Origin of the sequence: Bilifractor sp. LCP21S3_A7, from assembly GCF_052118825.1 — a bacterium.
Classification (GTDB): Bacteria; Bacillota; Clostridia; order Lachnospirales; family Lachnospiraceae; genus Bilifractor.
In genome coordinates this window covers 130853-143000 of sequence record NZ_JBQKGL010000005.1, presented here as the reverse complement: position 1 = coordinate 143000, position 12148 = coordinate 130853, and the positions used below count along the sequence as shown (strand labels likewise).

The 12148-nt window shown below is 58.6% G+C and carries 4 protein-coding genes; all 4 read left to right on the top strand.

Annotation, left to right across the window (positions count from 1 at the left end; translation table 11 throughout):
- Positions 1-172 precede the first annotated feature (172 nt).
- The 4 genes from ACTQ1O_RS06220 to ACTQ1O_RS06205 all read left to right on the top strand — a co-directional run bounded on the left by ACTQ1O_RS06220 (position 173) and on the right by ACTQ1O_RS06205 (position 12096).
- A complete protein-coding gene (locus ACTQ1O_RS06220) occupies positions 173-5290 on the top strand; it encodes a hypothetical protein (protein WP_441486564.1) in 5118 nt (1705 codons plus the stop codon).
- Positions 5291-5312: 22 nt separating this feature from the next.
- Positions 5313-9500, top strand: coding sequence for an Ig-like domain-containing protein (locus tag ACTQ1O_RS06215; protein ID WP_441486563.1), 4188 nt, complete (start codon positions 5313-5315; stop codon positions 9498-9500).
- A 222-nt stretch (positions 9501-9722) separates the two neighbouring features.
- On the top strand, positions 9723-11003 hold the full coding sequence (locus tag ACTQ1O_RS06210) for a DUF4430 domain-containing protein (protein WP_441475069.1): 1281 nt from the start codon (positions 9723-9725) through the stop codon (positions 11001-11003).
- Positions 10993-12096, top strand: coding sequence for an energy-coupling factor transporter transmembrane component T (locus ACTQ1O_RS06205; protein WP_441475070.1), 1104 nt, complete (start codon positions 10993-10995; stop codon positions 12094-12096). The genes ACTQ1O_RS06210 and ACTQ1O_RS06205 overlap by 11 nt, the downstream gene beginning before the upstream one ends.
- The last annotated feature ends 52 nt before the right edge of the window (positions 12097-12148 follow it).

Sequence of the window (12148 nt, the reverse complement as noted above, 5' to 3'; positions counted from 1 at the left end):
GCATGATGTCAGTTTTACCATATCCGATGCTTCGTCTACGCTGTTAGATAAGAAATCAAATTTATATACAATCAATAAAGGTATATGGACTCTCAATTTTAATCTGGAAATTCAGGTACAGCTTCCAAGCGATACTTCCAAGATCGTTTCAATTAAAAGCACCTACGATTCTATGAATGTGGACTATGACAAGGCAGCCACTATTACCTATGGAGATAATGGCCTGTGTACGGTTCTTTTTGCAAAACCGTCTTCTAATATCGTTCGTTCTACGCTTATAAACGGAAGTGCATATTTCGATTTTCTTGTCGATACGGACGGTGTTCAGACGACCTATCGGCTTTTGGTAGCTGCCGATACTTTTGATTCTCAATTTTGGGGAAATGTTAACAGGATCAATGTGAAAGACATGGAGAGCAATGAAATACTCAGCGACAACATGTCTATTGCAAAAGGAGATCTGAACAGCAAGGTATTATATTTAAGTCCATCGGATTGTTCAGGAAAGCTGGCATTCAACGTGCTGCGCACGCAAGATGATCTTGAGCCGGTGATCAAAGCGACACAATACGGACAGTGGATCAGTATCGGATGCAACTATATTTCGGTAAACGGCGGAGCGCCCCAGCGCTTTGATGTAGATTCTAGACAGTCTCAGAATAATGTCAGCGAAACGGTGACTTTAAAGAAGGGCTGGAATGAAATCAATCTGTTTTTTATACGTGGAAAAGGTGGCTACCTTGGTTCAAAAAAAAGGTTTTCGATATATTTTCCTTTTCCAGATTTTTCCAATCCTCTTGAAAGCAAGCCAATCAGAGATGATACTAACTGCACGGTTGCTACTTATCTGATTCACTGGGATGGAGCGGATGCTGAATCGGCGCAGGCAAGCTCAGATGCTTCTATTAAAGCGTTGGACCCGATCAATTACGGACGGGATGCGACAGACGAAATGACTGTGTACCCATATCAGTTGGGCGATAATTCAGCGGAAATTGTTCTGCCAAAATCTACGACAACAACCGCTATGCTTTGCGGAATTATCCCGAACAGTGCCGGCAGCCAGGTGACGGTGGAAGGACTGGACGAGAGCAAGTATGTCTGTGGGAACTATTTTTTCATAAAATACGCAAACAGCCGACTGTTTGGAGAAGACATAGAAAAAAATGTGGTGCAGAAAGATGACCAGGGCAGGCAGTATTTTACTGTTCATGTTACCGCACCTGACGGAGTGACGAAAAAGGATTACAAAATTTACCTTTTGTATAAATCCAGTGAGGCGCAGCTGAAGTCTGTCAATATCAAGGGAGCAACGGTAGACAATCTGGAGGAAGGGCTTGGAAACGGAGAGGACTCCTTTATCATGAAGCTGGATGCCGATAACGGAGATGTTACACTGTCGGATTTCCAGGTATCGGACGGCGCGACCTTTACCGTGGACGGAAAGACGGTGCAGGACGGAAGCATTACCGTGAAACCCGGCAATATTACCAGGATTCATGTCACGGCCGAGGACACCATTACAAGTAAGGATTACTATTTGGTGCATCAGAAGCAGGACGGAACATACCCGTACTTTACGGTATCGGACGAGACCAGGAAGCAGGCGGAAGCGCTGCTTGGCAACTGGTATGACCGGACGTACAGCAACCTGAGTTCCATGAAGCTGAAGAAAGACCTGACAGGCGATGTCTGGCCGGTGTTTGAGGTCGCCGCCACGGATAAACCGGGAGACGGGAAAAATGATCTGGACGGCATGGTTGTCTCTGATCCGAACGACAAAAATGCAAAGCTTTCGGAGTGGAGCCAGCCTTCCGATTACGCCAAGGTGATCCTCTACCTCTGCATGATCGGGGAGAACCCCTGGAATTATACCGATCCGTCCGGGAACAACCTTGTCACATATCTGCAGGCAAACTGGGACGGACCATACGCACAGCCGGTCTGGTCTCTGATGGCATTAAAGGCAGCAGGAGCGGAGATTCCGGAACAGTGCAAGACAACGGTTAAAGGAATGGCTAAGAGCGCTTCTGTGGATCTGGATATCCGCGGATGGTGCCTGAGCGCAATCGGAGACATGGTTTCTAAGGAGGAACTGGCAAAAATCGTTGAGAGTTTCCGTCCGGCTCTTCTTACCAGCGGTCCGGAGGCCGGCATGTTCTACAACAGCTGGTATCCGGAAGCCAATACAATCTCCCACGGCTGCGTGCTGGAGGGTCTGGCCGGGGCAGGCGTGGATCCGGAGAATATCTTCTCTGTATCAGACACCGCTTCTCCGCTGAAGTCGCTCTGGCAGTATGTCAATGCGGACGGAAGCTACGCATATAACAGAAGCGGCTCCGTACCAAACAACTACATGAAGGACATGATCATTGGTCTGGGCGATACGCTGAACGGCGACAACGTCTGGAAGCGCTACGGATTGACCCTGACCAAATACAATACGCTGCTCACCTCTGTGTCCGCTTATCTGGGCGGAGAGGATGCCAAAACCGCGGACGCGGACAAGCTGGCAGCGCTGAATACAGCTTATGAAGCGGCGAAGACTGCCTATACCGGAGCGGCAAGTCCCTACGGAATCGGGCAGCAGTACTACAATCTCTATGAGGCGATGGCGGCGCTGGATCCGACAGTTGTCGGAAAGCCGGATGTGCGCATCTGCACCATGGAGCAGTCGGATCAGGTGGATGCAGTGATCGAAAAGCTCGATAAGCTTCAGGATCTGGCCAGCGTAACCGACGACCAGGTGAAAGAGGCCAGAGAAGCCTATGACGCCTTGGGCGGCGATGACGAGACACTGCAGAAGAGACTGCAAAGCTATGTCAAAAATGCTTCCAATCTGACGGAGGCGGAGAGCTGCCGCGCCTTTGCGGGCAAGGTGGACGCCATCGGAGAGGTCACCGCGGACAGCGGGGATGCGATCGCGGCGGCGCAGGAAGCCTATGGCAAGCTGGACGAGCCGATGCGTGAAAAGGAAATCGTGCAGCAGAAGTACAGCGTTCTGCAGGATGCGGATGCGATTTACAAGGCACTCACTGCCATTGCGGCAATTCCGGAGACGGATCAGCTGACGGCGGCAGACGCGGACACGGTAAAGGCGGCGCGGGAAGCCTATGACCTGCTAAGCCGCACGCAGAAGGCAAAGATTACAACGGCGTCCAGACTGATCCAGGCGGAAGAGCGGCTTCGCGACCTGACGGCTATTTCGTCTGTGGTACAGGCGATTGACGCCCTGCCGGCTGCGGCGGATGTAACGCTGGACAATCAGGATGAAGTGGCGAAGGCGAAGGCGCAGTTCCAGGCGCTTACGCAGGCGCAGCAGGCGCTTGTGGGAGATGAGAGATCCTCCAAGCTCCAGGCGCTTGTGGCTGCCATTGCGCAGCAGCAGTCGGATGCCCAGCAGGTGGCGGCGGTTGTAAATGCCGTTGATGCCCTGCCGGATCCGGCGGCGCTGACGTTGGACAACTATGAGCAGTACGAGACGGCCGTCACCAATGCGGCAGGAATGTACAACGCCCTGGCGACAGACATCCTGCGCAGCCGTGTGACCAACGCAGACAAGCTGAAGAAGCTGCAGGACAGCATCGCGGATCTGCGCAGCCGGAACCTGCAGGCACAGGCGGAAGCCCTGCCGGATGCCTCGGCGCTGACCGGCAAGGAAGAGGACGGATCGGATGTGCAGGTTACCTCGCAGACGCTGAAGGAGATCGCCTACGCGCAGAATCTCTACGACGCGATGGCGGACGACGACAGACAGATTTTTGCCAACGAGCATCCGGAGCTGAATACAAAGCTGCAGGAACTCTTTAAGGCTGCCGGCGTCTACGACGAATATGTACAGGATGTGCTTCAGCCGCTGGTGGATAAAATCGGTGCGCTGGAGACGCCGCTGACCAGGGAAAATCTGGCGGAGGCAAACGAGCTGATCGACAAGTACAACAGCAATGATGCGGCGAAGACCTATCTGGACAGCATCACCTACAACGAGGGCACCGAAAACGCGTTTACTCTGAAGGACAAAATGGCCGAAGTGCAGAAGCAGGCGGATCAGCTGACCAAGGATCTCGCGGACGCCGCGGAAGTGGACGCGGAGCTGGAGAAGCTTCCCCAGACCGTGACCAGCCAGGAGGATCGGGACGCCGCAGAGAAGTCTCTTCAGGCGGCGGAAGAAAAGGTAAAGGCATTGAACGATCAGGCGCGCGCAAATCTGGCGTACGCAGACCGTGTGACCGCACTGCAGAACGCAATCAATGCCTTTGACGCGGATAAGACGGCGGCGGATGCCCTGCAGGAGAAAATCGAAGCGGCGCAGAACGCGCTGAACGAGAGCCAGACGGCGGACAGCACCGTGGCGGCGCTCAAGACGGCGGAGGAAGCATACAACGCCGCGGAGAGCACGCCGACGGTAAAGGCGCTTCTGACAGATGGGGCGAGAGAATTTATGGAGGCCAGCGCGGACGCGGAGCAGCAGATTCAGGTTGCCAAACAGAAGGCGCTCCAGACCAAGGCGGAGAAGAACGGCCTGCCGCAGCTGGCGGACGGCTCGGCCCTGCCCTGGGATGTGATGCTCACCGTTGAGCCTCTGGCGCAGAGCAATGACAGCTACGGAACCCTGCAGAATGCCATGAAGGGCAAGGACGCGGAGGCACTGAAGGCCTTCACGCTTACCGCAAAGCGCATCCTCGCGGACGGCACGGAAGAGAGCTGGACGCCGGACACGGCCCTGCCCTTTACACTTGACGCGGGACAGGATCTGACGGGAAGAACCGTCTACCTGGCGCTGCTTCCGACAGCCACGCAGCGGACGCACGGACTGATGCGCGCGGCAGTCAGCACAGCCGGCACGACGGATCCGGCATGGGTGAATACCTCCGTCAACAGCTCCCTGGTCAGCTTCTCGGCGGATCAGATGGGAAGCTACATGCTTGGCCTGAAGAACGCCGCGGCGGCGGACAATCAGGAAGAGGAAGACGACAACAAAAACAATAATGAAAATCTGAACGGCCAGGGCAGCGGCCAGAACGGCTCCGGAGGAAATGCCGGAAGGCCGGCTTCTTCCGGAAGCGGAAACACCAGCAACACGGGAAATGCCGCAAAGACGGCAAACGGCACGGCAGGCAAGACGGCTTCCGGTACGACAGCGGCCCTGAACGCAACGGCGGGCGGTGCGTCCGGCGTGCCCCAGACGGGAGATCCGATTCCGCAGGAGACTGCGGCGGCGCTGGCCATGGTGCTGCTGGGTGCCGCGGTGTTCGCGCTTGCGCGGAAAAAGAAAAAAGAGCTGCAGTAAGAAAATCAGGAGGATTGATTCGATGAAGAAGAGAATCACAATCGGAAAAAGGCTGCTGACCATGCTGCTTGCCGTCCTCCTGACAGCGGGGCTTCTGGCAGGGGTATCTCCTGCGCCGGTACAGGCGCAGGAGGCCGCTGCCTCCTCCTATGTTGTGCTCTCGGTGGAGAAGTTTGCCATCGGGCGCGGCTGGATTACGGAGCCGGACATCGTCCCGGTGACGGAGGGGGAGACGGTGGCGCAGGTGCTGCAGGATTACCTGCCGGCCAGGGGCTATCCGCTGGAGATCAAGGAGACGGCGTCCTACGGCGCCTACCTGTCCGGAATCCAGAACGCGGACCCGGACGGTACGCTGATGCTCCCGGAGAGCACAAGAAAGATGGCGGCAAAGGCGGGCATTACCATCCCGTCCGACCTGGCCAATAAGGATGCCCCGCACCTGCGGGAGTTTTCCTATGGGAACGACGCGGCCGGAACCAACACCTCCGGCTGGATCTATTCGGTAAACAATACGATTCCGGGCGTCGGAATCGGCTACTACAAGGTCAGTTCCGGAGATGTCGTCCGTCTGCAGTTTACGCTGTACGGCACGGGCGAGGACATTTCCGGGGAGGTCTACGGAGGCACGCCGGACTATGTCCGCGCGGACAAGTCGGCGCTGCTGACCAGGCTGGCCTATATTAACCAGAACCCGTCCCAGTGGCTGGACACAGAGGCAAAGCAGAGCGCCTATCAGGCGGCCTGCGCCGTCGCACAGCAGCTGGACGCCACGCAGTCCCAGGTGGACGCGGCGCTGAAGGCTCTGCCGGAGCGCGCCATGGTCTGGCCGGAGCTGGTGACGCTTTCCGTATCGGAGCTGACGCTCTATGTAAACGGGGAGTCCGAAAAGCTGACGGCCACCGTCAGCCCGGAGAACGCGGATTTTTCGGAGCTGACCTGGGAGAGCTCCGACAGCAGCATTGCCACGGTTGACCAGAAGGGAAATGTGACGCCCCACGCACGGGGCGACGTGCAGATTTCGGCGAAGACGCAGAGCGGCCTTGCCGGCCAGTGTACCGTGCATGTGGTAGACAGGCCGTACCAGAGCATCACGATGAACACGGCCTCCGTTTTTCTGGAGGCGGACCAGACGGCGCAGCTCTCGGTAACGGGTTCGCCTGCCAACGCCACGGAGGCGCTGCGTCTGACCTGGAGCAGCGACCGGGAGTCGGTGGCAAAGGTAGACCAGAACGGACTTGTCACATCGGTGGCAAAGGGCACCGCGAAGATTACGGCGGTTCAGCAGGGCTCCGGCATCCAGGCGGCCTGCACCGTAACGGTCGGGGACGCCAAGGAAGTGGCGGAGCAGGTGCAGGCGCAGATCGAGGTACTTCCGAAGGCAGGAGATCTGAAAATCAGTGACGCGGACGCGGTACACGCCGCGCAGACAGCGTGGGACAGCTTGAGCGATACGGCGCGCGGCTACCTGAAGGATGCGGACGCCCTGGAGCGCCGGCTGAAACGCTGCACGGAGCAGATGACGCAGCTGGAGAAAACCTACGCTGGCGTACTGGCTGTGGAGGCACAGATCGAAGCCCTGCCGTCCCTGTCTGCCCTGATGCTGGCGGACCAGACGGCGGTGGACGCCGCCCAGGCAGCGTATCAGGCGCTCTCCACCACGGAGAAGGGACTGATGGACGCCAGCCTGCTGCGGAAGCTGACGCAGGCATCCGGCAGAATCGAGGAGCTGCAGAAGCAGCTGGCCGCGGCGCAGCAGGCGCTTGCCGGGGTGGATCCGGACGGGGGTCTTTCCCAGGCGGCTGCGGTGGCGACCGCGGCGGAGGCATACCAGAACCTGGACGACGGGCAGAAGAGCCAGCTGGACGGCGCGCTTATACAGAGACTGAACACAGCCCTTGCCAACCTGACGGCGCAGGTGGAGGCCGCGGTCAACGCACTGGACACCGGGGCGGCCTTTAATCTTCAGGCGCAGACCGTACAGGACTACCTGGCGGCGGAAAACGCGCTGAACCTCTGCGGCGGCCTGCTGACGGTGTCGGATTCCGTCCAGCAGAAGCGCCCGGCGGCGCAGGCGTATATCGCCGGCGGCATTTCCACATCCGGAAAGGTAACGCAGAGCGGGTCGGACTGGTACTTGAAGCTGGAAGCCTCGCGGCTCTCGTCCCTGACAGCGGTCAGCAAGGCGGTGCGGAAAAAGGACGCCACGGCGGATGATGCCGCAGCGGCATGGAAGATCAGCTGGAAGGATCTGCGCAGCGGATCAGAGGCGGTTCCGGATCAGCCGGAGACGCTGACCTTCTCGGTCGGCGGCCTTTCCGACCTGTCGGATCCGGCGCTGTATCTGGTGCAGGACGCATCCTCCGGCGCGGGAAAGACAACAGTTAAAAAACTGCAGGCGCAGTTTAACGCCGCGGCCGGTATCGTAACGGTCCGGACGGATGTGCCGGGAACCTATGCGGTTGCCGGGCATGTGGTGCCGCTTACCGGACTGACGCTGCAGACAACGGCGTCCCTGCTTAAAGGAGAGTCCCTGCAGCTGACGCCCAGACTGGTGCCGACAGAGACGACGGAGCGGCCCTCCTACGTGTGGAGCAGCTCTTCGGAAGATGTGGCGACGGTCAGCAGCAGCGGCGTGGTAAAGGGTGTAAAAAAAGGAACCGCCACCATCACGGTGCGCGTAAAGGGAGACAGCTCCCTCTACGCATCCTGCAAGGTTACGGTGCGCACCGGGGCGAACGCCCTCTCGAAATCGGTCGGCACGATCCTGAAGGAAACGGACGCCTACGTGCAGTCCGTCGATACCAGCCCGACGGTCGGAAGCGAGTGGTATGTGCTTGCCTCCGCCCGCTACGGAAGGAATCTTTCGGACAGCTATTTTTCCACCTACTATAACCATCTGGCCAACTACCTGAAGGAGAAGAACGGCGTGCTCTCGGACACGAAGATGTCGGAGTACTCCAAGACAATCCTGGTGCTGACGGCTATCGGGAAGGACGCGCAGAATGTGGCGGGCTACAACCTGCTGCAGAATCTTGCGGATTTTGACAAGGTAAAGAGCCAGGGGCTGAACGGCCCGATCTGGGCGCTGATCGCGCTCAAGTCCAACCCGGCCTACAGCATCCCGAAGGTGAGCGGGGTCGGCACGCAGACCACGGAGGATGTGCTGGTGCAGTATCTTCTGGACCGACAGCTTTCGGACGGCGGCTGGGCGCTCTCCGGCACCTCGGCGGACACGGATATTACGGCCATGACGCTGCAGGCGCTTGCACCCTACTATCAGAAAGAGGGAAGAGAGAAGGTAACTGCGGCCATCGACAGGGCACTGGACCGACTGGGGAAAATGCAGCTCTCGGACGGCGGCTACGGCACCATGGGCGTGGAGACCTCGGAATCTGTCGCACAGGTGCTTACCGCTCTCACGGCGCTGGGAATCGACCCGAAGACGGACGCGCGCTTTATCAAGGGCGGCAGCTGGACGGTGGAGAACATGATCTCCTACCACATCGACAACAGTGGCTTTATGCATGTAAAGCCCGGCGCGGCCAATAACGGGGGCGCCGCCGCCGGATCGGTGGACGGGCTGGCGACAGGCCAGGGCTTCTATTCGCTGGTGGCCTATCAGCGGATGCTGGACGGAAAGGCTTCCCTGTATGATATGTCCGACGTCACTCTGACGGCGGGAGGACAGGGAGACGGCAAAGGCACGGGGCTGGAGAATACCAAAACCGGCACGTCCGGAACCGGAAGCTCCAGCGGAAAGACAGCAGGAGGAATAAACACCAGCAGCGGCTCCGGCAGTTCCGGGGGCTCTTCCGGCGGAAGCGGTTCGGGGGCTCGCGTCTACAGCGGCACAGCGGCCGCGTCCGGCGCAGCCGGAAAGACGGCGGGAAAGACGGCGGCCGGCTCCACGGGCGCAGCCAAGCCCGCAGAGTCCGTTTCTTCGGACAACTCCGGGAACAGCGGCTGGCAGTTTACCGGAAAGGATATGGACCTGACCGGGGATGAGGACGGAGAGGCCTCCGCGGAGATGGCGGTCGGCAGCACCTCCGGCGATCCGGGCAAGTCCGCCGCGGCTTCCGGAAATGGGGCCGAACAGGGCGTGAATTCCCATGCGGGCGCGTTCCTGCCGTATATCATCTGCATACTGGCAGGTGCGGCGGTGCTCGGTGTGTGCCTGTACCTGGCTTACAGGAAAAAGCGCAGGCCGTAGCGTGGGACAGAGTTTTACATAACGAGATATGTTGGGGTCAAAAGGTCTTTTGCCCCCAAATGATGTCAATAATTATTTATTTTTTGAAACTTCTGGCATCATCAGATAACTTTTGTGGTGAATTTCAAATCAGACGGAAGCCGGACTGCGTGGCGCCTCTTACGGGGTACTGCGCCGGTTTCGGTCTGATGGTTTCGGTCTGGTACCGGGAGGCAGATGATCATGCGGAGGAAACTCAGAAAGGGGTTTGCCGCGTTTCTCGCCCTGTTTGTGCTGCTGGCCTGTCTGGCCGGATGCGGCGGCGTAAACAGCAGTCAAGTAACGCGGATGGACCGGGACGCGCAGAAGACGGCAGAGGAGGTTGTCTCTTCCTCTTCCGGCGGCGCGGAGACACTGGAGCGGGAGACAGAGTTGCCCGCGGACGGCGTGATAACGCAGAAGCAGATGGAGTCCATTGCGGGGAAGCAGGGAGAATACAGCTTCTACGCGATGGACAAGGAGACTGGAATCCTCTATACGTGGATTTACGACGGAGCCAGGATACAGAACCCTGTGGAACAGAATCTTAAAGTCAGCTTCCCGCAGGACAAAACGGAGGAGGTAAAGAAAGCGGCGGATCACGCATCGGTCGGGCTGGGGATCTCTCTGCCCAAGACCAACCTGGCCGCTCCGGCGCGCCTGCGCCTGACGCTTACGGAGAAGTGGGACGCGGACACGGTGATCCTGGTCGGCATGGCGGACGGCTCCCCGGAAAAGGTGACGGATGTCACAGTGGGGGAGACGGAGAAAGACGGCGGCAAGGTGACAACGCTGGAATTCCAGGTGCGAAAGACGGGAGACGTCTTTTATCTGGTCGGCGGGAAGTCCGCGGCCGCGGACAGCAGCTCCTCTTCGGTTTCTTCCTCTTCGGGATCGGCCGGAAGTGAAAAGGGATCACAAAGGACGGCCGCTGGCGGCAGCACGCAGGGAAGTGCTGCGCAGGGCGGCACCGGGACGGCCGGAAACACAGGCGCCGCGAAGAATACGGAAGGCAGCGGCGGCACAGACGGTACGGACGGGACAGGCGGTTCCGGCAGCGGAAACAGCGGATCGGCGCATACCTGTACCATCTCGATCGACTGTATGACTATCCTGAACAACATGGATAACCTGAAGAGCACCAAGACGTCCTTTGTTCCGGCGGATGGGTATATTTTGTACGCCTCGACGGTGGAGTACACCCCCGGCGAGACGGTCTACGACCTTCTGTACCGGATCTGCCGCGACACCGGCATCCAGATGGAGGCTGACTACACGCCGGTCTACAGCTCCTACTATGTGCGTGGCATCAACCAGCTGTACGAATTTGACTGCGGCGAGCTTTCCGGCTGGATGTACAGCGTAAACGGGTGGTTCCCGAACTACGGCTGCTCGAAATACACTATCAGCGACGGCGACGTGATCCAGTGGCGCTATACCTGCGACCTGGGCCGCGATGTGGGAGACCAGTATTATGACAACTGAGAAAGCCGGACAGTCCGCCCCGGCCGGCAGCGCGGGTGCAGAACATAGCACGGGTCCGGAAGGCAGTCCGTATATGGAGGGCAGACCGGGGGCGGGGCGCAGTTTTTGTGCGAAACGCAGGGCGGATGCCTTTTCGTCCTGCCATCCGGCCGTAAATTTTGTGTATTTTCTGGTGGTGCTTCTGACAACGGTTCTGATGACCCATCCGGTACTGCTTGGCATCTCCTTTGCGGGGGCGCTCTGCTATGCGGGGCGCCTGCGCGGCTGGAGGCCGGTGCTGAAATTTAATATTCTTTATTCTATTCCGGCAATGATTCTGGTCGCGCTGATCAACCCTCTGTTCAACCACTACGGCGTGACCTTTCTGTTTTATCTGAAAACAGGGCCGGTCACGGTCGAGGCGATTGTCTACGGCGTTGTCCTCTCCTCGATGCTTTTTATCTCCATCCTGTGGTTTTCCTGCTGCAACGTCGTGATGACGACGGACAAGTTTGTCTACCTGTTCGGGCGCGTCATTCCGGCGCTTTCGCTGGTTCTGTCCATGGTGTTCCGGTTTGTGCCCCGCTTTCACGCGCAGGCGAAAATTATCCGGAACGGGCAGAAGGCGGTCGGCAGGGACGCGGGCAGCGGTAACCTGATACAGAGAATCCGGCACTCGATTACGATCCTCTCAGTGCTGATCACCTGGGCGCTGGAGAACGCGATCGATACCTCGGATTCCATGCAGTCCCGCGGCTACGGGCTGCACGGGCGGACGGCGTTTTCGATTTTCCGCTTCGATGCCAGAGACGGGATGGCCTGCGGTGTTCTGGGCGCGTCCATGGCGGTTTTTCTGCTGGGCGCGTCGCAGGGCGTGACGACGGCGGTATATAATCCGTATATCAGCATCGGGGGCTGGCCGCTTACGCCGGCCGGCGTCCTCTGCTTTGCGGCGTGGGCGGTTATCTGCTTTTTTCCGTCCGTGCTTGGTGCGGTGGAGGATGCGCGGTTCGCCTCCCTTGCCAGGAAGGCGCGGCTGGAGAGGCATCTGCCCTGGTACCTGCAGGACCCGGTACAGCACGGGAAGGAAAGCTCCTCCCCGAGCACCGAATAACATAGACATAAGTACAGATACATGATGACTGCCGCGGTGCTTCCATCCGGAA

Bases quoted from the DNA above. Each gene is read 5' to 3' on its own strand.
- ACTQ1O_RS06205 (WP_441475070.1), top strand. From the start codon at position 10,993: ATGACAACTGAGAAAGCCGGACAGTCCGCCCCGGCCGGCAGCGCGGGT.
- ACTQ1O_RS06215 (WP_441486563.1), top strand. From the start codon at position 5,313: ATGAAGAAGAGAATCACAATCGGAAAAAGGCTGCTGACCATGCTGCTT.
- ACTQ1O_RS06210 (WP_441475069.1), top strand. From the start codon at position 9,723: ATGCGGAGGAAACTCAGAAAGGGGTTTGCCGCGTTTCTCGCCCTGTTT.
- ACTQ1O_RS06220 (WP_441486564.1), top strand. From the start codon at position 173: ATGAATGTGGACTATGACAAGGCAGCCACTATTACCTATGGAGATAAT.